The sequence below is a fragment of the Pseudomonas sp. FW305-20 genome (assembly GCF_058788075.1).
This window is the reverse complement of record NZ_JBYTAJ010000005.1, coordinates 148,151-168,848: the sequence shown is the minus strand read 5'-3', so window position 1 is coordinate 168,848 and position 20,698 is coordinate 148,151. Positions and strand designations below refer to the sequence as shown.

Here is a 20,698-nt window from a genome sequence, read left to right as displayed (position 1 = left end):
ACGATCAAAAAAGGCGCCTTTCGAAGGCGCCTTTTTTTTGTGTGGCGGGTTTAGAACTTGTAACCCAGGCCAACCATGTAGATGAACGGGTCCACGTCCACATCGACCTTGGCGCGAGTGCCTTGGGCCACTGCGTTGTTTTCTACGGTCGCGGTGGTGTCGATGTCGATGTAGCGCACCTGGGCGTTGATCATGATGGTGTCGGTCAGCATGTAGTCGGCACCGACCTGAAACGCCATGCCCCAGGAGTTATCCGCCTTGAAATTGCTGAAACCGTTGGCGCTGGCTTCGCTGCTAACGTGCTCGTCGTAGATCCAGGTGTAGTTGATACCGGCACCGACATACGGCTGGAACGCGGACTTCGAGTCCAGTGGGTAGTACACAACGCTCAGCGTCGGTGGCAGGTGTTTCAGCGAACCGAGTTTGCCGTTGGCTGCGCCCAGGGCGGTGCCTTTGAGCTTCACGTCATGCTCGAACGGCGAGGCCGCCAGCAGCTCGATCCCCCAGTGGCTGTTGAGCATGTAAGCGAAGTTCAGACCCAGTTGCGTGTCGCTGCTCATAGTGGCCTTGCCACCCAGATCGGCACCCTTCAGCGGACCTTGATCAACCTTGACGCTGGAGCTGTCGGCTTCCGGGTTGACGGTGATTGCGCCGGCACGAAGGATGATATCGCCGGCTTCGTGGGCGTAGGCTAACGGTGCTGCGAGCGCGAGGGCAAACAGCGAAGCGCTGAGCAAGGACTTGTGCATGGAGGGCTCCAAAGGACGTTAAAAATGTTTGATGTCCAATAGTACGGAGGCGTCTGATACGGTCTTTTGACTCAGCTCAATGAAACAGTGATGGCCCTGGTTTTTGTGGAACCTTTGATGACCTCATCGCGAGCAGGCTCGCTCCCACAGGGATTTGTGTTGATGCACAGATCCAATGTGGGAGCGGGCTTGCTCGCGAAGGCTATCTATCAAACACTGCATAACTGCCGGTCACTGCGGCAATTCATACGCATAGATCTTGTCAGCCTCCATCTGATACCCGGCATCCGCCAACTCGCTAGTGGATGCTTTCACCTGCAACGCACCTTCGATCCAGTACGGCTGATACAGCTCATCCAGCTTCACGCCGACTTCGCTTTTGACATGAACGATCTGATTCGACGGCGGTGGCGGCACATGGATGCAGGCGCCGAAGTAAGGCACCAGCAGAAACTCCGTGGTGCGACCTTCTTCACTCACCTCCAGCGGCACGATGTAACCCGGCAGCCGAATGTTCTGACCGTCGAGGCTTTTCACCACCGGCGCATTGGGCATGTCTTGCTTGGCTGCTGGCGCCGATTCGGCGGCCAACGCGTTGCCCATCTGCGAAAGATCGTGCAGCGGCGTCATGTTCGGCACTTCAGGGGCAGCGTCCGGCGGGATCATTTCCGACCAGGTCAGGTCTTTCGGCTCGGCCGCCCACAGGGGCAAGGCGACCAGCATCAATAGCGCAAACACAATGCGGGGCATGTTCAACGTCCTCATAAACGGATCGACAGGCCATCGGCCAAAGATTGGCGATACGCGCGCCAGGCTGGCACGCTGCCCATCAGCAACGCGGCGATCAGGATGCCACCGAGCAGCGTCCATTCATATTCGCTCGGCCAGGCCAGCGGCAAATACAAACCGTAATTGGCTTGCACGTAACCTTGGGCCAAGGCGACGCCCACATACAGCAGCGCTACACCGGCAATCACGCCGGACAGCGCCAAGGCAAACGCCTCCAGCACCAGCAACGTCGCGATGTGCCACGGCCGGGCACCCACCGATCGCAGAATCGCCATCTCCCGACGGCGTTCGTTGAGGCTGGTGAGGATCGCCGTGAGCATGCCGATCAACCCGGTCAGCACCACGAACAGCGAGACCACGAACAAGGCTTTTTCCGCCGTGCTCATCAAACTCCACAGTTCTTGCAGCGCCACGCCCGGCAGGATCGCCAGCATCGGTTCACCGCGGAATTCGTTGATCTCACGTTGCAGCGCGAAGGTCGAAATCTTGCTGTTGAGGCCGAGCATGAACGCAGTGATCGCTTGCGGCGTCAGGTCCATGTTGCGCGCCTGATCGGCACTGATCCGACCGTTACCGCGCGCCGGCACGCCGTTGTGCCAGTCGACGTGAATCGCTTCCATGCCGCCGAGGCTGATGTGCAAGGTGCGGTCCACCGGGGTGCCGGTGCGTTTGAGAGTGCCGACTACGGTGAATGGCTTGTCGTCGTGCTTGACCAGGCTGATCACTGCCACGCCATGGGCCAGCACCAGTTTGTCGCCGAGTTTGTAGTGCAGCGCATCGGCCACTTCGGCGCCGAGTACCACCTCGAACGGGTCGGTGGCGAAGGCGCGACCGTCGGCCAGTTCCAGGTGTTGCCGATGACCGTATTGGTAATGCTCGAAGTACGCCTCGGTGGTGCCCATCACGCGGTAGCCGCGATGGGAATCGCCGAGGGACATCGGGATTGCCCACTTCACTTTCGGGTTGTTGGCGAAGTGTTCGAAGCTGTCCCAGCGGATGTTGTTGGTCGCGTTGCCGATGCGGAACACCGAGTACAGCAACAGGTTCACCGAGCCGGAACGGGCGCCGACGATCAGGTCGGTGCCGCTGATGGTGCTGGCGAAACTGGCCTTGGCTTCGGTGCGCACCCGCTCCACCGCCAGCAGCAGGCAGACCGACAGGGCGATGGCGAACGCGGTGAGAATCGCGGTGAAGCGGCGGTTAGCCAGGCTGGCCATGGCTAGACGAAACAAATACATCTCAGACCTCGGACGGGGTGGCGGCGCGATTGAGATCGGCCAGCGACAGGTGGCGATCGAACAGCGGTGCCAGGCTTTGGTCGTGGCTGACGAACAGCAGGCTCGACCCGGCTTCGCGGCATTCGGCGAACAGCAAGCGAAGGAAATTCTCGCGGGCGTCGTAATCCAGGGCCGAGGTCGGTTCGTCGGCGATCACCAATTCAGGCTGACCGATCAACGCGCGCGCAGCGGCCACCCGTTGCTGTTGGCCGATGGACAGCGAATCGGCGCGACGACTGAGGATGCTTTCATCTTTCAAACCCAAGTGAGCGAGGAGGGTGGCCGCCGCCTGATCGACGCTGCCGTGGCGCTGGATCGCCCGTTCGGCGCGCAGTTTGGAGAAGTGGCAGGGCAACTCGACGTTCTCGCGCACCGAGAGAAACGGCAGCAAGTTGAACTGCTGGAAGATGTAGCCGGTGTGATCGACCCGAAAGCGGTCGCGAGCGCCGGCCGAAAGTTCGGTCAGTTCCTGGCCCAGCAATCGGATGCTGCCGCGATTGGGCTTCTGCACACCGCCGAGCAGGCCGAGCAGGGTGGTCTTGCCGCTGCCGCTGGGACCTTTGAGGAACAGGGTTTCGCCGGGCTCCAGGCGAAACGCCGGGATATCCAGCAGCGGCGGATGACCGGGCCAACTGAAGCCCAGGTCGGACAGTTCGATGAGTGCTTGGGTCATGTGAAACCGGTCAGGTTGGTGGTGAACCCTGTGGGAGCGGGCTTGCTCGCGAAAGCGGTGTATCAGTCGACATCAATGTTGTATGAGACACCGCTTTCGCGAGCAAGCCCGCTCCCACATTGGTTCTACGGTGAATTTAGAATTTCAGGGCGGCAGCCTTGGCCGTCACTTCTACGCCTTGCTGCCCGCTCGGGCTGATCAGTTGTACCTGAATTTTCTGGGTCGCCGGGAAGGTGTTGAAGATATTCGCCAGGTCCAGGTTTTTCAGCGCGCCGGGTGCCGAGCAGCTGAATTGATAATGAGCGTGGATTTCGCTGTGGTCGTGGTGATGTTCGCCCTTGGCCTCTTCATCGGCATCCGGCTTGTCACCGAACAGCGGGCTTTCCAGTTCTTGGGTCGCCACCACGCAACCGGCGGCTTTCGGTAGGTTGAACAGCACCAGCGGTTTCTCAAGCTGCGCACGAACGGCGGCGACTTTGGCTTTGTCGGCATCGGTGCTGGCGGCGTGTTCGAAACCCACCAGGTTCATCGCCGGGCTTTCCAGTTCCAGCTCCAGGGTTTGTCCAGCCAGCGCTGCGTTCAGGCGACCGACACCATGTTCGTGGGCGTCGAGGCTGCCGTGCTCATGATCATGTTCATCAACAGCGTGGGCGACCGCCAGCGGCAACAGGGCAAACGGCAAAGCGAGAAGCAGACGGCGCATGGTGGGGTCTCCGAAAAGTAAAATGAAGAACTTGTTATGTAATCTTATAACGTAAGTGCCGAGAGTTTGACCGTCTGCTTGGCGTTGCACAAGTCCCATGGGAGCATGCAAGTCAGAAATGTGCAGGAGCAGACTTATGTTGCGTATACGCGGAAGCATCGGCGACTGGCCGGTGGATTTGACGCTGGAGATGGATGACGGCGACTGGGCACGGCTCGGTGCGCAGTTGCAGGTGGTGAAACCGGAGGCCAGTGCTGCGCCGGCAAAACCGGTCAATCAGGATGAGGCGCTGTGGCAGATCGCCAAGGATTTGCTGCGCAAGGCCGGGCAATTGAGCGGACCGGATTTGCTCGATCAGCTGGAAGGGCTGACCGGCAGTGCGGCGTCGGGCAAGCGCTTGCTGGTGCGTTTGCGTCATTGCGCTGATGTGAAGGTGACGAGCGGCGGGGATACGCCGCTCTACAGCTGGCAAGAACCAGCTACTTAATACAACGCGGCAAACAACTTGCGGCGGTACGTGGTCACCAGCGGGTGATCGTTGCCCAGCAGTTCGAACACCTGCAGCAAGGTCTTGTGCGGCAGGCCTTCGCTGTAGCTGCGATTGCGTACGAACAGCTTGAGCAACCCATCCAGCGCTGCGTCGTACTGCTGGCGGGCCAGTTGCTGGATCGCCAGCTGATAAACCGCTTCATCGTCCTGCGGGTTTTTTGCCAGGCGCGCTTTCAGGTCTGCCGCATCCGGCAAATCCCTGGCCTGGCCGAGGAACTGGATCTGCGCCTTGGCGCCGGCCAGCGCGGCCTTGTGTTCATCGGTCTTGACCGCGTCGAGCACGATTTGCGCTTCGCCCAACTCGCCACGTTCGGTGAGGCAGCGAGCGTAGAGAATCAGCGCCTTGGCATTGGTGTTGTCTTCGCCCAACAGCACTTTGAGGATGGCTTCGGCATCGGCAAAGCGATTGTCATCGAACAGCGCCTGAGCTTGCTCAAACGGATCGGCAGCCGTCGGCGGTGGCATTTGCACGTGTGGTTCGAGCATTGCGCGTACCGCAGATTCCGGCTGTGCACCGGCAAAACCGTCCACCGGCTGACCGTCCTTGAACAGCACCACTGTCGGCAGGCTGCGAATGCCGAAGCGCGAAACGATGTCCGGCTCGACGTCGCAGTTGACCTTGGCCAGCAGCAACTCGCCCTGATAGCTCTCGGCGATGGTTTGCAGCATCGGCATCAAGGCCTTGCACGGCGCACACCATTCGGCCCAGAAATCCACCAGCACCGGTTTGTGGAAAGAGTTCTCGATCACCGACTGCTCGAAATCGGCAGTCGTGGCGTCGAAGATGTACGGCGTTTCCTGACTCATGGGGGATCTCGTAAAAGCGTGAATGGGCTCACTATAAAGCTTCGCGAGGGGCTGCTGAAAGCCGTAACACGATCGTTCCCACGCTCTGCGTGGGAACGATCAGGCTCGGGTGGCGTGGTAAAGGCTCACATGCCGAAACTCTTCGGGCTCGGCCAGATCGGGCAAGGTCATCGCTTCCAGCATCTCGATGCGTTGATACAACGGGTGGCGAAAATCCCTTACCCGTGAATCCGCCACCAGGGCTTGCTGGCCGCGACTGAGGAATTCATCGAGCAACGGCAGATTCGCCCGGTCGTACAGCACGTCGGCCACCAGAATCAGATCAAACCGATCCGCTTCGGCGAAAAAATCCGTCGAGTAGTTGAGGTGTACGCCGTTGAGTTCGGCATTCGCCCGGCACGCCGCAATCGCCAGCGGGTCGAGGTCACAGGCCACTACTTCCAACGCTCCGGCCTTCACCGCCGCAATCCCCGCCACCCCGGAACCGGCGCCGAAATCCAGCACCCGCTTGCCTTTGACCCATTCAGGGAATTCAGCGAGATAGCGGGCGACCGCCAGCCCACTGGCCCAGCAAAAACTCCAATAAGGCGGCTCATGGAGAATTCGCCGGGTTTCTTCCGGGCTGAATGCGCGGTCCATGTTGTCGCCATCGATCAGCCAAAGCTTCAGATCGGTGTCCGGCAGTTCACAGGCAACCAGCTGCGCGTCACCGAGCAGTTCACCCAGCGCCTGTTGCAGGTCGAACGGTGCAATCATGGCGCTTTGACGAATTGCAGCTGACCCAGCATTTGCGTCGTTGGCTGCGTGATGACTTGCGGCGGCAGATGCAAAATCAGCTGGCCGGACTGGCTGGCGCGGCCACGCAGTTCAACGCGGGCCCCGGCCGGGAAGGATTCCGGGTTGAAACGCAGGTGAAACGGCAGAATCTGATTGGTGCCGATCAGACTGGAACTGGCCAGCAATTGTTGCGGACGGTCCTTATCGTCGATCACCAGCAGCGCCAACTCGACTTCGGCACCGGCCGGAACGCCTTGCAAGGTACCGCTCAATTCACGCTGATACGCGGGCAACGGGCCGAGGTTGGCCGATTCCTTGGCTTTCTTCTGCGCGGCCTGTGGCGCGGGGCCTGGCGTCGGCGGCTGGGGCTTGGGCGCATCGCTGCTGCAGGCCACCAGCAGGCTGAAAAGACTGAGCAAAACCAGCGGTCTTAGGGACATTTTCGGCTCCAGCAAGGTGAAATCCATGGATCTAGCTCTATAGCCCGTCTGTATACCGCAAACCCTATGGCTTGTCTTGCCACGGGGATGCGCTACCATGGCCCTCCCTTTTTTTGTTGCCTGCCACCATGCACTGTCCCTTCTGCGGTGCCAACGACACCAAGGTCATCGACTCGCGTCTGGTCGCCGAGGGCGAACAGGTACGCCGCCGGCGTGAATGCCTGGCCTGCGGCGAGCGTTTCACGACGTTCGAGACGGCCGAACTGGTGTTGCCGCGCCTGATCAAAACCGACGGCAGCCGCCAGCCGTTCGACGAAGAAAAACTCCGCGCCGGCATGCAGCGTGCGCTGGAGAAGCGCCCGGTGAGTGTCGAGCGCCTGGAATCGTCGTTGGTGCACATCAAACACAAACTGCGCGCCACCGGTGAGCGAGAGGTTAAATCCCTTGTCGTCGGTGAACTGGTGATGGCCGAGCTGCAAAAGCTCGACGAAGTCGCCTACATTCGTTTCGCCTCCGTGTATCGCCGCTTCCAGGACCTCAACGAGTTCCGCGAAGAGATCGATCGCCTGGCCCGTGAGCCGGTGAAAGAATGACCCCCACTTCCGAACAAGCCATCCTCGACGCTCATTACATGGCCCGCGCGCTGGAACTGGCGCGCAAAGGTCATTACACGACCCACCCCAACCCGCGGGTTGGCTGCGTGATCGTGCGTGACGGGCAAATCGTCGGCGAAGGCTGGCACGTGCGCACCGGCGAACCCCACGCCGAAGTCCACGCCCTGCACGCCGCCGGCGACAAGGCTCGAGGCGCCACCGCTTACGTGACCCTCGAACCTTGCAGCCACCACGGACGCACGCCGCCTTGTGCGGACGCGCTGGTACATGCGGGTGTGGCTCGGGTCGTCGCGGCGATGCAAGACCCGAACCCGTCGGTGGCCGGTCGAGGCATGCAGCGCCTGGCCCAGGCCGGCATTGCTACTGAAAGCGGCGTGCTGGAAGGCGAAGCGCGCAAGCTCAATGAAGGTTTCCTCAAGCGCATGGAGCACGGCTTGCCGTTCGTGCGGGTCAAGTTGGCCATGAGCCTCGACGGTCGCACGGCGATGGAAAGCGGCGAAAGCCAATGGATCACCGGCCCGGCGGCACGTTCGGCGGTACAACGCCTGCGCGCGCAGGCCAGCGTAGTGTTGACCGGCGCCGACACGGTGCTGGCAGACAATGCCCGTCTCACTGTGCGTGCCGATGAGCTGGGCCTGGACGCCGAGCAAACCGCTCTGGCCATGAGTCGCCCGCCGCTTCGCGTGCTGATCGACGGTCGCCTGCGCGTGCCGCTGGACGCGCCGTTCTTCAAGGCTGGCCCGGCGCTGGTCGCCACGTGCATGGCGATTGAAGAGCAATACGCCAATGGCCCGGAATGCCTGATCGTGGCGGGCGAGGATGGCTTGGTCGACCTGCGCAAACTGCTGGTCGAACTCGCCGCCCGTGGGGTCAACGAAGTGTTGGTCGAAGCGGGCCCGCGTCTGGCCGGGGCTTTCGCTCAGCAAGGGCTGGTGGACGAGTTTCAGATTTTCATCGCTGGCAAGTTTTTAGGTTCGTCTGCGCGGCCGTTGCTGGATTGGCCGCTCGCGCAAATGAAGGATGCGCCTGAACTCAAAATCACCGAAATCCGCGCGGTTGGCGATGACTGGCGAGTCATCGCCATTCCTTCGCCAGCGGCGAGCGTATAATTCCGGGCCTGCGCCACGCGACAGCCCTGTTCTCGAGGAGGACTCCATGTTTACCGGCATCATCGAATCCATCGGCAGTATTCGTGCATTGACCCCAAAAGGCGGAGATGTGCGGGTTCACGTAGAAACCGGCAAGCTCGACCTGAGCGACGTCAAACTGGGCGACAGCATCGCAGTCAACGGCGTGTGCCTGACCGCGGTTGAATTGCCAGGCAACGGCTTTGCGGCGGACGTCAGCCGCGAAACCCTCGACTGCACCGCCATGAATGATCTGAAAAGCGGCAGCCCGGTGAACCTGGAAAAAGCCCTGACCCCGACCACTCGCCTCGGCGGGCATCTGGTCAGCGGTCATGTCGATGGCGTGGGCGAAGTGGTTGCCCGTACCGAGAATGCTCGCGCTGTGGAGTTCCGCATCCGCGCTCCCAAAGAGCTGGCCAAGTACATCGCCCATAAAGGCTCGATCACCGTCGACGGCACCAGCCTGACCGTGAACGCGGTCGATGGCGCCGAGTTCATGCTGACGATCATTCCTCACACCCTGAGCGAAACCATCATGGCGTCTTACCAGCCAGGTCGCCGGGTGAATCTTGAAGTTGACTTGCTTGCCCGTTATCTGGAACGCCTGCTGTTGGGCGACAAGGCCGCAGAGCCAGCAAAGTCCGGAAACATCACTGAAAGCTTTCTGGCCGCCAACGGCTACCTCAAATCCTGAAGCTCAAATTTCGAAAGAAGGGGGGTGCCTTGTGGCGCTCAATAGCATCGAAGAACTGGTTGAAGACATCCGCCAAGGCAAGATGGTCATCCTCATGGATGACGAAGACCGCGAGAACGAAGGCGACCTGATCATGGCCGCCGAGTGCTGCCAGCCTGAACACATCAACTTCATGGCCAAGCACGCCCGTGGCCTGATCTGCATGCCGATGAGCCGCGAGCGCTGCGAACTGCTGAAACTGCCTTTGATGGCGCCGCGCAACGGTTCCGGCTTCGGCACCAAGTTCACCGTGTCCATCGAAGCGGCCACCGGCGTGACCACCGGCATCTCTGCTGCTGACCGTGCGCGCACCGTGCAAGCCGCTGCCGCAAAAGACGCCAAGGCTGAAGACATCGTCAGCCCCGGCCACATCTTCCCGCTGATGGCCCAGGCCGGCGGCACCCTCGCTCGCGCCGGCCACACCGAAGCGGCGTGCGACCTGGCGCGCATGGCCGGTTTCGAGCCGAGCGGCGTGATCTGCGAAGTGATGAACGACGACGGCACCATGTCCCGTCGCGCCGAACTGGAAGCGTTTGCTGCCGAACACAACATCAAGATCGGCACCATCGCCGACCTGATTCACTACCGGATGATCCACGAACGTACCGTTCAGCGGATTGCCGAGCAGCCGCTGGACAGCGAACTGGGCCAATTCAACCTGGTGACCTATCGTGATTCCGTGGAAGGCGACGTGCACATGGCCCTGACCCTGGGCACCGTGTGCGCCGAAGAGCCGACCCTGGTTCGCGTGCACAACATGGACCCGCTGCGCGACCTGTTGATGGTCAAGCAACCTGGCCGCTGGAGCCTGCGCGCCGCGATGGCCGCGGTTGCCGAGGCTGGCAGTGGCGTGGTGCTGTTGCTCGGTCACCCGCTCGATGGCGACGTGTTGCTGGCGCATATCCGCGAAACCGCGGAGCACGTTCCGGCGAAAAAACCGACCACCTACAGCATCGTTGGTGCCGGTTCACAGATCCTCCGGGACCTGGGCGTGCGCAAAATGCGCCTGATGAGTGCGCCGATGAAATTTAATGCGATATCCGGTTTCGATCTGGAAGTTGTAGAATACGTGCCCTCCGAATAATGACCGGTTGTTTCCAGTCCTTGATTCGCGGTTAACACATCACTGAGGGATGCGTAGAAAACGCGTCCCGGCTCTTTAAGAGATCTAACGAATGACCCTGAAGACCATCGAAGGTACCTTCATCGCCCCTAAAGGCCGCTACGCTTTGGTAGTAGGCCGTTTCAACAGCTTCGTCGTTGAAAGCCTGGTCAGCGGTGCAGTTGATGCCCTGGTTCGCCACGGCGTGAGCGAAAGCGACATCACCATTATCCGCGCACCTGGCGCCTTCGAAATTCCGCTGGTTGCGCAGAAAGTCGCTCAGAAGGGCGAATACGCGGCAATCATCGCCCTGGGCGCGGTCATTCGTGGCGGTACTCCGCACTTCGAATACGTGGCGGGCGAATGCACCAAGGGCCTGTCCCAGGTGTCCATGGAGTTCGGCGTTCCAGTCGCATTTGGCGTGCTGACCGTTGATTCCATCGAGCAAGCCATCGAACGTTCCGGCACCAAGGCCGGTAACAAAGGTGCTGAAGCTGCCCTGTCCGCTCTGGAAATGGTCAGCCTGCTGGCGCAGTTGGAGGCCAAGTGATTAGCGACGAAAGCGATCGTTTCAACCCGCGCGATCCAAAGCCTGCGGATGCCGGCAAGCCATCGAAAAGCGTCAAGCGTCGCGAAGCCCGTCAGCTCGCGACTCAGGCGCTGTACCAATGGCACATGGCCAAGCAATCTTTGAACGAGATCGAAGCGCAGTTTCGGGTCGATAACGATTTCAGCGATGTCGATGCCGCGTACTTCCACGACATCCTGCACGGCGTTCCGGCTCACAAGCCTGAAATCGACGCTGCACTGACGCCGTGCCTGGACATCACCATCGAAGAGCTGGACCCGGTTGAACTGGCCGTTCTGCGCCTGTCGACCTGGGAACTGCTCAAGCGCGTCGACGTGCCGTACCGCGTTGTGATCAACGAAGGTATCGAGCTGGCGAAAGTCTTCGGTTCCACCGACGGCCACAAGTTCGTCAACGGTGTACTCGACAAGCTGGCCCCGCGTCTGCGTGAAGCTGAAGTGAAGGCGTTCAAGCGCTGATTGGCGCTTGCAATCGCTATGGGTGAGTTTGAGCTGATCCGCAATTTCTTCGCCGCCGCGCCTTGTGCGCAGGGCGGCGAAGGCGTTGCCCTTGGGATCGGCGATGACTGCGCCTTGCTAGCTGTTCCTCCCGGGGAGCAGTTGGCCATTTCTACCGACACACTGGTTGCCGGTGTGCATTTCGCAGATCCTTGCGACCCGTTCCTGCTCGGTCAGCGCTCGCTGGCTGTGGCTGTCAGTGATCTGGCCGCCATGGGCGCCACCCCCATTGCCTTTACCCTTGCCCTGACCTTGCCGACGGTGACCACCGATTGGCTGGACGCCTACGCCCGTGGTTTGAACGTCATGGCGCAGCGCTGCGGTGTGGCGCTGGTGGGGGGGGATACTACCCGTGGGCCATTGAGCCTGACCATGACCGTGTTCGGTCGTGTGCCGGCAGGTCTGGCGTTGACCCGCAGCGGTGCGCAGCCAGGCGATTTGCTGTGCGTTGGCGGTGAGCTTGGCAACGCCGCGGGTGCATTGCCGCTGGTGCTCGGTCAGCGAATGGCTGATGCGGCCATCGCTGATCCGTTGCGTGCCCATTACTGGTCTCCGCAACCGCAGCTGGGCCTGGGCATGGCGTTGCGCGGCAGAGCTAGTGCGGCGCTGGACATCTCCGATGGCCTGCTCGCCGACTGCGGGCACATTGCCCTGGCGTCGAAAGTCGGGGTTCAGGTAGAGCGCAGTAAACTGCCATTGTCGAAGGCGCTGCTGGCCTTCCTCGGCCAGTCTGGCGCTGAGCAAGCCGCCTTGAGCGGCGGTGACGATTACGTGCTGGCCTTTACCTTGCCCCCCGCCGAGTTGTCATCATTGCTGGCGGACGGCTGGCCGATCCATGTGGTCGGCCGTGTCGTGACGGGGCAGGGCGTAGTGCTGCTCGACGCCGACGGACAAGACATCACCCCGCAAAGCCGGGGCTATCAACATTTTCGGGAGACACCGTGACAGATCATCCCAAACAGGTCCCGGCGGAATTCGTGCCGCCCTCGGTATGGCGCAATCCGTGGCATTTCCTGGCGTTCGGCTTCGGCTCGGGCACCTTGCCAAAAGCACCGGGCACCTGGGGTTCGTTAGTTGCGCTGCCCTTTATCCCGTTGTGGCAGATGCTGCCCGATTGGGGTTACTGGCTGATGCTCGGCATCACCATGCTGTTTGGCTTCTGGCTGTGCGGCAAGGTCGCCGACGATTTGCGGGTACACGACCACGAAGGCATCGTCTGGGACGAAATGGTCGGGATGTGGATCACCCTTTGGCTGGTGCCGGAAGGCTGGTATTGGTTGCTCGCCGGATTTTTGGTGTTCCGCTTTTTCGACATTCTCAAGCCTTGGCCGATTCACTGGATCGACCGGCATGTGCACGGCGGCGTCGGTATCATGCTCGATGATGTATTGGCCGGGGTGTTTGCGTGGTTGGCGATGCAGGGGCTGGTTTGGATTTTTGCCTGACGGGAAAAACAGGCGACTAGGGATGGCTCGCTCGCGCGGACCCCTGTAGCGCTTGATTAACCCTGTGGGAGCGAGCCTGCTCGCGATGACGGTGTATCAGCCGGCATCAATGGTGAAAGACAGACCGCTAACGCGAGCAGGCTTACTCCCACAGGGGGCTGTGGTGGTTTGAGATCTAACTTTTTGATTGTTATGCCCCATAATTCAGCCTAAGCGTCTGTTGGAACGTGCTGTTACAATGCCGCGTCTGCGAATCTCCAGTACTTATTGATCAGGAGCACACCGGTGCCTGTCGTTTTTGTCGCCGCTTCCAAGCTGCCAACGCCTTTTGCGCAATTCACCATGCACGGCTTTCTCGATGAGGAAAACGGGCGCGAGCACGTTGTGCTGAGCCTGGGTGAGTTCGCCGACGGTGCCCCGGTACTCGGCCGGTTGCACTCCGAATGCCTGACCGGCGATGCCTTGTTCAGCCAGCGTTGCGACTGCGGCTCGCAACTCGAGGCCGCCTTGCAGGCCATCGCCCGTGAAGGCCGAGGCGTGTTGCTGTACTTGCGTCAGGAAGGTCGTGGCATTGGCCTGCTGAACAAGATCCGCGCCTATGAATTGCAAGATGGCGGCGCCGATACCGTTGAAGCCAACGAACAGTTGGGCTTTGCCGCCGATCAGCGCGACTACGCCATGTGCCTGCCGATGCTGCAGCACTTGGGCGTGAAATCCCTGCGTCTGATGACCAATAACCCACGCAAGGTCAAAGCGTTGACCGACATGGGCATCGTGGTCTCCGAGCGCGTGCCGCTGCATACCGGTCATAACCCGCATAACAAACTCTACCTGGCCACCAAGGCCAGCAAGCTCGACCACATGATGGGCAACGAGCACCAGGGCGAGGCAGACCGGGCGTGACCCGCGGTCAGGTTCGGCGGCGACTGTCCGTCAATTGGTGGCAATACCTGGCGCTGGCCTTGGTGCCGCTGTTCGTGATCAACGGCGTATTCGGCCAGAGCGAGGCGATCCTGCCGGTGCTGGCGATGCCATTGTTCATCGCCGGTGTGGCTTCGATGTTTGTCAGCCTGAAATTCTTCGGCGGCTACAAACACGCGTTGATCGCCACTCAAAAAGCCCTCGATACCCCTGAAGAACCTGCTGCCTGGATCGCCCTGGCTGCCAAGCGTCGCACGGCATTCCTGGCTGCCGGCCTGCCGGCCTGGATCGCTGCGCTGGCGGTATTCGTCGGTCTCGAAGCCGTGCCGTTGATGCTGCTGGCGCTGTCGACCCTGGTGCTGTTTTACCTCTACCGTATTCCGCGTCAACTCGGCTGATGCGGCCCGTCTGGCTGGCGGTTTTGCTGCTGGCCGTCAGTGGCCCGACGGCGGCGGTCGAACGCGTTGTCAGCCTCGCGCCGTCGCTTTCTGAAATCGTTGTTGAACTGGGTTCGGCTGACCTGCTGGTGGGTGTGCTGGATGCCGGTGAGCGTCCCGCCGAGCTCAAAGACCTGCCTTCGGTTGGCCGCTATGGCCAGCTGGACATGGAGCAATTGCTCAGTCTCAAGCCCGATCTGTTGTTGCTCTGGCCCGGCAGCGTTGGCCCGGCCCAGCGTGAACAGCTCAAACGGTTGAACATCCCGACCTACGTGGCGGAACCGCACAACCTTGAACAACTCACTGCGCAGATTGAGGCGATCGCCTCACAACTCGGCCGTCCGGAGCGTGGTGTTTCATTGGCTGAAAAGTTGCGTCAGCGGCTGGATTCGCTGCGCCAGCGTTATCGTCGAGATGTGCCATTGCGGGTGTTTTACCAGGTCTGGGATCGGCCGCTGTACACCGTGGGTGGCGGGCAGATCATCAGCGATGCGCTTGAAGTGTGCGGGGCGCGCAATGTGTTTGCCGACCTGACGCTACCGGCGCCGCAGGTCAGTGTCGAAGCGGTATTGCAACGCAATCCAGAAGTGATCCTGGCCAGCGATCAGGCGCAGCTTGATGCGTGGAAAGCCTGGCCGCAGGTTGCCGCAGTGGCGCAGAGGCAATTGCTGTTGGTAACGGATAAAGGCCTGGAGCGGCCGAGTGGGCAGATGATCGAAGCGACGGCCAATCTCTGTCAGCTGATTTCGCCTTCACGCTGATCGTTCCCACGCTCTGCGTGGGAATGCCGCCATGGACGCTCCGCGTCCGCTCTTGATGTGACGCAGAGCGTCACGGGATGCATTCCCACGCGGAGCGTGGGAACGATCGTGGGCTAAAGTTCTGGTGTCCAGGTCACCCCAAACATCCACGCCCGACCTTCCTCGCGATACCCATACTGGCTACCTTCATGGCTGTACAGCGCCCGGCTGTAACCCTTGTCCAGCAGGTTATCGACCTTCAGCTCAAGCTTGATCTCACGGTTCAATTCCCAACTGCTGCGCAACCCCAGCAACGCGTACCCGCCCAACGGCTGCTGATTGTTCTCATCGTCATAGCTGCTGCTCACCGCTTGCCAGCTGGCGCCGAGCCCTAGCCGGTCGAACTGCCGATCCAGATCCAGGCTCAAGGTCCGCCGCGCGCGCCGAGCCAGGGTGTGGCCGCTGTCGCGATCCCGCGGGTCGATGATCGCTACGCCGAGGTTGCTCTGCCAGCCGAACAGTTCCTGTTTCAACGCCGCTTCGAAACCGTTGATGCGTGCCTGCGCGACGTTCTGCGGCCGGTTGTTACTGCCGAAAATAATCGCGTCTTCCAGGTCCGTACGGTAAAGCGAAGCTTCCAGGCGAGCAGTGTCGGTCAGCTGACTGCGCCATTGCAGCTCGTAGCTTTTCGACGTCTCGGGTTTCAGATCCGGATTACTGAAATCGGGGTAATACAGGTCATTGAACGTCGGCGCGCGGAAGCCTTCACTGTAGGTCAGCAATACATCGTTGTCCGGATTCAGCGGCAGAGTGAAGGTGCCGCTCCAGCTGTTCTGGCCACCGAACTGCTGGTTCTGATCGCGGCGCAGGCCCAGTTCGGTGGAGAAACTGTCCGCCTGGTAATGATGTTGAATGAACGCGGCGCGGTTCCAGCGGCTGTCCTCGTCGAATGGCGTGCTGCTGTTGACCCGGTCCTCGTACCAGTCGCCGCCGAGGATCAGGCTGTTGCGCGCGTCGAGGGTCAGGTCGTTCTGCCAGTTCACCGAGTCGCGGTACGTGTTGAACACACTGCGTTCATCGCTGAGCTTGTCGAGGGTCTTCTCGCGGTTTTCGCTGTGGCCGAACTCGACGCGGGTTTTCCACAGGTCATTGATCCGCGCATCGACGTAACTGCTGACGCTGCTCACCGCGAAGTCGCTGTAGGGCTGCTGCTGGACTGACTCGAACGTGTCCATGTCGAAGCGGCCGAACGGATTGTCGAACTCGCTTTTGCCACGGTTATCCAGCAGGTTGGCGCCGATTTCGATGTCATCGGTGAGGGCGTGACTCAGGCTCAGACTCATCGATTTGTTGCGGTACTCGTCGTGATCGCCATCGCTGGGATACGACTCGCGGGTGCGATTGATGCCGGCGGTTTCATCAAGGCTGGCGCCGAGGTTGAATCGGGTTTGCTCGTCGCCGCCGGACAGCCCGAGGCTGCGTTCCCAAGTCTGGTTGCTGCCAAAACCCACGTGCATTCGTGGTTGCAGGCCTTGCTTGTCGCCGCGACGTGTGAAGATCTGGATCACCCCGCCAATCGCATCGCTGCCATAAATCACCGAGCGGGAGCCGCGCAACACTTCCACGCGCTCGACCTGTTCGATGTTGATGTGTTGCAGGTTGCTGTCGCCGGAGGTGGAGTTGCCGATGCGCTGGCCGTCGACCAGCACCAGGCTCTGGGCCGATTTGGTGCCGCGAATGTAAATCCCCGGCAGACTGCCGCGCCCGCCGGTTTGCCCGACTTGTACGCCCGGCACACGACGCAGCAAGTCAGTCACGTTGCTTGGTTGCAGACGATCGATGTCTTCGCGGGTGAACACGGTGTTGGCGGCGCTGCTGTCATTGCGCGCTTCGACCTGACGGTTGGCGCTGATCAGCACGTCGGGGAGCTTCAGGGCCTGGTCGCGTTCGAAGGTGTCGGCCAGCAGTTGGCCGGCCGGCAGCAGGGTCAGCGTCAGGGCGAGGCGGGAGAGTTTCATGGGGCAATCCGTTGGCGCGTTGTAGCGAACAAAATTTGAAGATCACAAAAAACCAATGTGGGAGCGAGCCTGCTCGCGATGACGGTGTGTCAGTCAAAGAATTGATGACTGTCAGTCCGCTATCGCGAGCAGGCTCGCTCCCACAGGTATTGCGTGTATCCAGTAGGTCAGAGGTTCAGCAGCTGCAAGCGCTCACGCACCGACGCTTCGATCCCGGCCTCATCCAGCCCGCACTCGGCCAGCATCTGCGCAGGCTTGGCGTGTTCGACGTAACTGTCCGGCAAGCCCAGGTGCAGCATCGACTTGAGGATGTTTTCGCGGGCGAGAAACTCGCTGACGGCGCCACCGGCACCGCCCATGATCGCGTTCTCTTCGATGGTCACCAGCAATTCATGGCTGCCAGCGATTTCGCGCACCAGTGCTTCATCGAGCGGTTTGACGAAACGCATGTCGACCACAGTGGCATCCAGCGTCTCGGCGACTTTCAGCGCCTCGGCCAGTTGCACGCCGAACACCAGCAGGGCGACGTTGCTGCCCTGACGACGAACCACACCCTTGCCGATTTCGATCGGCTCGAGGTCTTTCTCGATCGTCGCGTTCGGGCCAGAGCCGCGCGGATAACGCACCGCCGCCGGGCCGTTGAACAAGTGGCCGGTGGTGAGCATCTTGCGCAGTTCGTTTTCGTCGCTCGGGGTCATCACCAGCATGCCGGGGATGCAGCGCAGGAACGACAGGTCGAAGCTGCCCGCGTGAGTCGGGCCGTCTTCGCCCACCAGACCCGCGCGGTCGATGGCGAACAGGACGTCGAGGTTTTGCACCGCCACATCATGCACAAGCTGGTCGTAGCCACGTTGCAGGAACGTCGAATAAATCGCCACCACCGGTTTCGCGCCTTCGCAGGCCATGCCGGCAGCGAGGGTGACGGCGTGTTGCTCGGCAATCGCCACATCGAAATAGCGCTGCGGGAAACGCTCGCTGAAGGCCACCAGGTCGGAGCCTTCCTTCATCGCGGGAGTGATGCCGACCAAGCGCGGATCAGACGCGGCCATGTCGCATAGCCATTCACCGAACACACCGGAATACTTCGGCCCGCCGGCTTTCTTTGGCGCGGCGGCCGGAGCGTCCAGCGGTTCGAGTTTGGTGATCGCGTGGTAACCGATCGGGTCGACTTCCGCCGGGGCGAAGCCTTTGCCTTTTTTGGTGACCACGTGCAGGAATTGCGGGCCTTTCAGATCGCGCATGTTGCGCAGGGTGGCGATCAGGGTCGGCAGGTCGTGGCCATCGATCGGGCCGATGTAGTTCCAGCCCAGTTCTTCGAACAGCGTGCCGGGAACCAGCATGCCTTTGGCGTATTCTTCGGTGCGCCGGGCGATTTCCCAGGCGCCGGGCAGGCGCGACAGGACCTTTTTGCTGCCTTCGCGCATGCTCGCGTAAGTGCGGCTGGAAAGGATCTTCGCCAGGTAATTCGACAGCCCGCCGACGTTGCGCGAGATCGACATGTCGTTGTCGTTGAGGATCACCAGCATGTTGGCGTCCACTTCCGGCGCATGGTTCAGCGCCTCGAAGGCCATGCCGGCGGTCAGTGCGCCATCGCCGATCACGGCGATCGCCTTGCGATCACTGTTTTGCAGGCGGGCGGCAATGGCCATGCCCAGCGCTGCGCTGATCGATGTGCTGGAGTGGCCGACGCCAAAGGTGTCGTACTCACTCTCGGAACGACGCGGGAAGGCCGCGACGCCGTCCTTCTGGCGCAGGGTGCCCATGCGCTCGCGACGGCCGGTGAGGATTTTGTGCGGATAGGCCTGATGACCCACGTCCCACACCAGCCGGTCGTCCGGGGTGTCGAAGACGTAATGCAACGCGATAGTCAGCTCGATGACGCCCAGGCCAGCACCGAAATGCCCGCCGGTCTGACCGACCGTGTAGAGCAATTCCAGGCGCAACTCATCGGCCAGGGTTTCCAGCTCGGCTTCGCCTAACCGGCGCAGGCCGTCCGGCGTGTTGGCACGGTCGAGCAGGGGCGTGGTCGGGCGCTTGCGGGGAATCTCATGAAACGTCGTGGGCATCAGGCGAATCGTTATAGGTATAAAAGATGCGGCAGTTTACCTGATGCATCGCCCCCTGCCCACGCGTTGGTTTTAACTTGGCGGATACGCCGTCAGCTGCGCCGGTCGACGATGTAGCGGGCCAGATCGCGCAACGGCTCGGCCGCCGCGTCAAACGGTCGCAGCGCGTGCAGGGCCTGATCACGCAGTTCCAGGGCGTAAGCCTTGGCGGCGTCGAGGCCGAGCAGGGCCGGATAAGTCGGTTTGTCGCGAGCAATGTCGGCGCCCTGGCGCTTGCCGAGGGTTTCGGTATCGCTTTCGACGTCGAGAATGTCGTCCTGCACCTGGAACGCCAGGCCGATGGCCTGCGCGTAAGTCTGCAAGGACTTCAGTTCGTCCTTCTCGGCGCGGCCGCTGGCCAGGGCGCCGAGTTTGACGCTGACCTCGATCAGGGCGCCGGTCTTGTGCCGGTGCATGTATTCGAGGGCTTTCTGATCGAGTTTCAGACCGACCGAACCGAGGTCGATGGCTTGACCGCCGACCATGCCGGCCGGGCCTGCGGCCACTGCGAGAGCGCTGACCATTTGCAGGCGAACATCAGTGTCAGAGTTGCTCAGGCGCGGATCGAGCAGGGCGCTGAAGGCCAGGCTCTGCAAGCCGTCACCGGCCAGAATCGCGCAGGCTTCATCGAATTTTTTGTGAGTGGTTGGCTGGCCGCGACGCAGATCGTCGTCGTCCATGGCCGGCAAATCGTCATGCACCAGGGAGTAAGCGTGAATCAGCTCCACCGCGCACGCTGCGCCGTTGGCCTGCTCAGCCTTGCCGCCCAGCGCTTCGCACGCGGCGTAGGCCAGCAGCGGGCGAACCCGTTTGCCGCCATTCATCACGCTGTAGCGCATGGCTTCGTACAGCCGCGCGAGTTCAGGGCTCGGCGCAATGAACAGGGTTTCCAGTGCAGCATTGACGCGGGCCTGGCTGGTCGCCGAATACGCTGCAATCATTCTGGCTGATCCGCGTCGAAGGGTTCCTCGGCCAGCTCTCCATCACGTTCGAGCAGCACCTGAACCTTTAGCTCGGCCTGGGCCAGCGCCGCCTGGCAATCGCGGGTCAGACCGATGCCTTGCTCGAAAGCCGTCAGCGAGTCTTCCAGCGACAATTCGCCGTTCTCCAGACGCTCTACCAGCGTTTGCAGGTCAGCGAGAGATTGTTCGAAATCCAGTGCAGCTTTTTTGCGGGCCATGGCGGCTATTTCCGGTTGACGTTAAACCGGCGCGACACTAGCAGACATGGGGGTTATGGGCAAATGAGCGGGGCGTTTCGGCCACTGCGCTTGGGGGGAGAACGCGACCCTGTGGCGAGGGAGCTTGCTCCCGCTGGGGCGCGCAGCGGCCCCAAAACCATACGCCGCGTTTCTTCATGCATACCGTATTCAGCGATATGCGACTGCTTCGCAGCCGAGCGGGAGCAAGCTCCCTCGCCACAAAGGGATGTCGCTTCGGGGAGTGATGGGGTTTGTTCGGCTAATTTTGTGAGCCGAATACCCTCGCTATTCGGCTCACGCCCAACATTCACCGTGAATCCCACCGCAAAAATAGATGTATCCGATTGTTAAAAAACCACCGAATGGCTAATCTTCGCGCCTTCTACGACCCGAAAGTCATGGGTC

General features: G+C 61.2%; 24 protein-coding genes. 12 read left to right on the top strand and 12 right to left on the bottom strand.

Going from position 1 to position 20,698, the window contains the following annotated elements; all coding sequences use genetic code 11:
* Nucleotides 1-50: 50 nt before the first annotated feature.
* The 5 genes from AC3WP4_RS06625 to AC3WP4_RS06605 all read right to left on the bottom strand — a co-directional run bounded on the left by AC3WP4_RS06625 (nucleotide 51) and on the right by AC3WP4_RS06605 (nucleotide 4,191).
* Nucleotides 51-749 carry an OmpW/AlkL family protein gene (locus AC3WP4_RS06625; protein WP_074871293.1) on the bottom strand — a complete coding sequence of 233 codons (699 nt, stop codon included), beginning with the start codon at nucleotides 747-749 and terminating at the stop codon, nucleotides 51-53.
* Nucleotides 750-980: 231 nt separating this feature from the next.
* A complete protein-coding gene (locus AC3WP4_RS06620; RefSeq protein ID WP_076029586.1) occupies nucleotides 981-1,499 on the bottom strand; it encodes a DUF3299 domain-containing protein in 519 nt (172 codons plus the stop codon).
* 11 nt (nucleotides 1,500-1,510) lie between these two features.
* Nucleotides 1,511-2,776: an ABC transporter permease gene (locus tag AC3WP4_RS06615; protein WP_102615742.1), complete on the bottom strand. Its 1,266-nt coding sequence runs from the start codon at nucleotides 2,774-2,776 to the stop codon at nucleotides 1,511-1,513.
* Nucleotide 2,777: 1 nt separating this feature from the next.
* Nucleotides 2,778-3,488 (bottom strand): ABC transporter ATP-binding protein, encoded by a 711-nt coding sequence (locus AC3WP4_RS06610; RefSeq protein WP_074871287.1) that lies wholly within the window; start codon nucleotides 3,486-3,488, stop codon nucleotides 2,778-2,780.
* Between the two features lie 136 nt (nucleotides 3,489-3,624).
* Nucleotides 3,625-4,191 carry a DUF2796 domain-containing protein gene (locus AC3WP4_RS06605; protein ID WP_076029588.1) on the bottom strand — a complete coding sequence of 189 codons (567 nt, stop codon included), beginning with the start codon at nucleotides 4,189-4,191 and terminating at the stop codon, nucleotides 3,625-3,627.
* Between the two features lie 136 nt (nucleotides 4,192-4,327).
* On the opposite strand from AC3WP4_RS06605, the gene AC3WP4_RS06600 reads away from it, so the two are divergent.
* Nucleotides 4,328-4,678: a hypothetical protein gene (locus tag AC3WP4_RS06600; RefSeq protein ID WP_076029589.1), complete on the top strand. Its 351-nt coding sequence runs from the start codon at nucleotides 4,328-4,330 to the stop codon at nucleotides 4,676-4,678.
* Here the strand turns inward: AC3WP4_RS06600 and trxA are convergent.
* The 3 genes from trxA to AC3WP4_RS06585 form a co-directional block, all read right to left on the bottom strand.
* Complete coding sequence (trxA, locus tag AC3WP4_RS06595) at nucleotides 4,675-5,547, bottom strand: thioredoxin (RefSeq protein WP_076029590.1); 873 nt, start codon at nucleotides 5,545-5,547, stop codon at nucleotides 4,675-4,677. The genes AC3WP4_RS06600 and trxA overlap by 4 nt on opposite strands.
* A gap of 99 nt (nucleotides 5,548-5,646) precedes the next feature.
* Nucleotides 5,647-6,303, bottom strand: a complete 657-nt coding sequence (locus tag AC3WP4_RS06590) for a class I SAM-dependent methyltransferase (protein ID WP_102615743.1) — start codon at nucleotides 6,301-6,303, stop codon at nucleotides 5,647-5,649.
* Complete coding sequence (locus AC3WP4_RS06585) at nucleotides 6,300-6,764, bottom strand: YbaY family lipoprotein (protein WP_076031533.1); 465 nt, start codon at nucleotides 6,762-6,764, stop codon at nucleotides 6,300-6,302. Before AC3WP4_RS06585 ends, AC3WP4_RS06590 begins: the two co-directional genes overlap by 4 nt.
* A gap of 128 nt (nucleotides 6,765-6,892) precedes the next feature.
* Between AC3WP4_RS06585 and nrdR the strand changes: the two genes are divergently transcribed.
* The 11 genes from nrdR to AC3WP4_RS06530 all read left to right on the top strand — a co-directional run bounded on the left by nrdR (nucleotide 6,893) and on the right by AC3WP4_RS06530 (nucleotide 14,990).
* A complete protein-coding gene (gene nrdR / locus AC3WP4_RS06580) occupies nucleotides 6,893-7,357 on the top strand; it encodes a transcriptional regulator NrdR (RefSeq protein ID WP_003228656.1) in 465 nt (154 codons plus the stop codon).
* Entirely contained in the window at nucleotides 7,354-8,487 is a 1,134-nt protein-coding gene (gene ribD, locus AC3WP4_RS06575; RefSeq protein ID WP_076029592.1) for a bifunctional diaminohydroxyphosphoribosylaminopyrimidine deaminase/5-amino-6-(5-phosphoribosylamino)uracil reductase RibD, read from the top strand. Before nrdR ends, ribD begins: the two co-directional genes overlap by 4 nt.
* Before the next feature lie 46 nt (nucleotides 8,488-8,533).
* Nucleotides 8,534-9,199 carry a riboflavin synthase gene (locus tag AC3WP4_RS06570; protein ID WP_074871276.1) on the top strand — a complete coding sequence of 222 codons (666 nt, stop codon included), beginning with the start codon at nucleotides 8,534-8,536 and terminating at the stop codon, nucleotides 9,197-9,199.
* A gap of 31 nt (nucleotides 9,200-9,230) precedes the next feature.
* Nucleotides 9,231-10,322: a bifunctional 3,4-dihydroxy-2-butanone-4-phosphate synthase/GTP cyclohydrolase II gene (ribBA, locus tag AC3WP4_RS06565; RefSeq protein WP_033059428.1), complete on the top strand. Its 1,092-nt coding sequence runs from the start codon at nucleotides 9,231-9,233 to the stop codon at nucleotides 10,320-10,322.
* 91 nt (nucleotides 10,323-10,413) lie between these two features.
* Nucleotides 10,414-10,890 carry a 6,7-dimethyl-8-ribityllumazine synthase gene (gene ribH / locus AC3WP4_RS06560; RefSeq protein ID WP_074871273.1) on the top strand — a complete coding sequence of 159 codons (477 nt, stop codon included), beginning with the start codon at nucleotides 10,414-10,416 and terminating at the stop codon, nucleotides 10,888-10,890.
* The gene (gene nusB / locus AC3WP4_RS06555; protein WP_008153530.1) at nucleotides 10,887-11,387 is read left to right on the top strand and encodes a transcription antitermination factor NusB; all 501 of its coding nucleotides are present in this window, start codon (nucleotides 10,887-10,889) and stop codon (nucleotides 11,385-11,387) included. Before ribH ends, nusB begins: the two co-directional genes overlap by 4 nt.
* Before the next feature lie 18 nt (nucleotides 11,388-11,405).
* Nucleotides 11,406-12,371: a thiamine-phosphate kinase gene (gene thiL / locus AC3WP4_RS06550; RefSeq protein WP_102615744.1), complete on the top strand. Its 966-nt coding sequence runs from the start codon at nucleotides 11,406-11,408 to the stop codon at nucleotides 12,369-12,371.
* Nucleotides 12,368-12,871: a phosphatidylglycerophosphatase A family protein gene (locus AC3WP4_RS06545; RefSeq protein ID WP_008033735.1), complete on the top strand. Its 504-nt coding sequence runs from the start codon at nucleotides 12,368-12,370 to the stop codon at nucleotides 12,869-12,871. The genes thiL and AC3WP4_RS06545 overlap by 4 nt, the downstream gene beginning before the upstream one ends.
* Nucleotides 12,872-13,156: 285 nt before the next feature.
* The gene (gene ribA / locus AC3WP4_RS06540; RefSeq protein WP_074871269.1) at nucleotides 13,157-13,774 is read left to right on the top strand and encodes a GTP cyclohydrolase II; all 618 of its coding nucleotides are present in this window, start codon (nucleotides 13,157-13,159) and stop codon (nucleotides 13,772-13,774) included.
* Entirely contained in the window at nucleotides 13,771-14,190 is a 420-nt protein-coding gene (locus AC3WP4_RS06535; RefSeq protein WP_074871267.1) for an MFS transporter, read from the top strand. The genes ribA and AC3WP4_RS06535 overlap by 4 nt, the downstream gene beginning before the upstream one ends.
* On the top strand, nucleotides 14,190-14,990 hold the full coding sequence (locus AC3WP4_RS06530; RefSeq protein ID WP_074871265.1) for a cobalamin-binding protein: 801 nt from the start codon (nucleotides 14,190-14,192) through the stop codon (nucleotides 14,988-14,990). Before AC3WP4_RS06535 ends, AC3WP4_RS06530 begins: the two co-directional genes overlap by 1 nt.
* Before the next feature lie 113 nt (nucleotides 14,991-15,103).
* On the opposite strand, the gene AC3WP4_RS06525 is transcribed toward AC3WP4_RS06530, so the two are convergent.
* From AC3WP4_RS06525 to AC3WP4_RS06510, 4 genes are all read right to left on the bottom strand, one after another.
* The gene (locus AC3WP4_RS06525) at nucleotides 15,104-16,987 is read right to left on the bottom strand and encodes a TonB-dependent receptor domain-containing protein (RefSeq protein ID WP_102615745.1); all 1,884 of its coding nucleotides are present in this window, start codon (nucleotides 16,985-16,987) and stop codon (nucleotides 15,104-15,106) included.
* 167 nt (nucleotides 16,988-17,154) lie between these two features.
* Nucleotides 17,155-19,053, bottom strand: coding sequence for a 1-deoxy-D-xylulose-5-phosphate synthase (gene dxs, locus AC3WP4_RS06520; protein WP_102615746.1), 1,899 nt, complete (start codon nucleotides 19,051-19,053; stop codon nucleotides 17,155-17,157).
* Between the two features lie 92 nt (nucleotides 19,054-19,145).
* Entirely contained in the window at nucleotides 19,146-20,033 is an 888-nt protein-coding gene (gene ispA / locus AC3WP4_RS06515; protein WP_074871259.1) for a (2E,6E)-farnesyl diphosphate synthase, read from the bottom strand.
* On the bottom strand, nucleotides 20,030-20,272 hold the full coding sequence (locus tag AC3WP4_RS06510) for an exodeoxyribonuclease VII small subunit (RefSeq protein ID WP_074871257.1): 243 nt from the start codon (nucleotides 20,270-20,272) through the stop codon (nucleotides 20,030-20,032). The genes ispA and AC3WP4_RS06510 overlap by 4 nt, the downstream gene beginning before the upstream one ends.
* Nucleotides 20,273-20,698: the final 426 nt, after the last annotated feature.

What these genes read in the sequence shown, in the direction of transcription:
- AC3WP4_RS06625 (WP_074871293.1), bottom strand. Translation starts at nt 749, where the DNA reads ATGCACAAGTCCTTGCTCAGCGCTTCGCTGTTTGCCCTCGCGCTCGCA.
- thiL (WP_102615744.1), top strand. Translation starts at nt 11,406, where the DNA reads ATGGGTGAGTTTGAGCTGATCCGCAATTTCTTCGCCGCCGCGCCTTGT.
- AC3WP4_RS06605 (WP_076029588.1), bottom strand. Translation starts at nt 4,191, where the DNA reads ATGCGCCGTCTGCTTCTCGCTTTGCCGTTTGCCCTGTTGCCGCTGGCG.
- trxA (WP_076029590.1), bottom strand. Translation starts at nt 5,547, where the DNA reads ATGAGTCAGGAAACGCCGTACATCTTCGACGCCACGACTGCCGATTTC.
- AC3WP4_RS06510 (WP_074871257.1), bottom strand. Translation starts at nt 20,272, where the DNA reads ATGGCCCGCAAAAAAGCTGCACTGGATTTCGAACAATCTCTCGCTGAC.
- AC3WP4_RS06620 (WP_076029586.1), bottom strand. Translation starts at nt 1,499, where the DNA reads ATGCCCCGCATTGTGTTTGCGCTATTGATGCTGGTCGCCTTGCCCCTG.
- AC3WP4_RS06585 (WP_076031533.1), bottom strand. Translation starts at nt 6,764, where the DNA reads ATGTCCCTAAGACCGCTGGTTTTGCTCAGTCTTTTCAGCCTGCTGGTG.
- AC3WP4_RS06615 (WP_102615742.1), bottom strand. Translation starts at nt 2,776, where the DNA reads ATGTATTTGTTTCGTCTAGCCATGGCCAGCCTGGCTAACCGCCGCTTC.
- dxs (WP_102615746.1), bottom strand. Translation starts at nt 19,053, where the DNA reads ATGCCCACGACGTTTCATGAGATTCCCCGCAAGCGCCCGACCACGCCC.
- AC3WP4_RS06600 (WP_076029589.1), top strand. Translation starts at nt 4,328, where the DNA reads ATGTTGCGTATACGCGGAAGCATCGGCGACTGGCCGGTGGATTTGACG.
- AC3WP4_RS06525 (WP_102615745.1), bottom strand. Translation starts at nt 16,987, where the DNA reads ATGAAACTCTCCCGCCTCGCCCTGACGCTGACCCTGCTGCCGGCCGGC.
- ispA (WP_074871259.1), bottom strand. Translation starts at nt 20,033, where the DNA reads ATGATTGCAGCGTATTCGGCGACCAGCCAGGCCCGCGTCAATGCTGCA.
- nrdR (WP_003228656.1), top strand. Translation starts at nt 6,893, where the DNA reads ATGCACTGTCCCTTCTGCGGTGCCAACGACACCAAGGTCATCGACTCG.
- AC3WP4_RS06590 (WP_102615743.1), bottom strand. Translation starts at nt 6,303, where the DNA reads ATGATTGCACCGTTCGACCTGCAACAGGCGCTGGGTGAACTGCTCGGT.
- AC3WP4_RS06570 (WP_074871276.1), top strand. Translation starts at nt 8,534, where the DNA reads ATGTTTACCGGCATCATCGAATCCATCGGCAGTATTCGTGCATTGACC.
- AC3WP4_RS06530 (WP_074871265.1), top strand. Translation starts at nt 14,190, where the DNA reads ATGCGGCCCGTCTGGCTGGCGGTTTTGCTGCTGGCCGTCAGTGGCCCG.
- ribH (WP_074871273.1), top strand. Translation starts at nt 10,414, where the DNA reads ATGACCCTGAAGACCATCGAAGGTACCTTCATCGCCCCTAAAGGCCGC.
- AC3WP4_RS06610 (WP_074871287.1), bottom strand. Translation starts at nt 3,488, where the DNA reads ATGACCCAAGCACTCATCGAACTGTCCGACCTGGGCTTCAGTTGGCCC.
- ribD (WP_076029592.1), top strand. Translation starts at nt 7,354, where the DNA reads ATGACCCCCACTTCCGAACAAGCCATCCTCGACGCTCATTACATGGCC.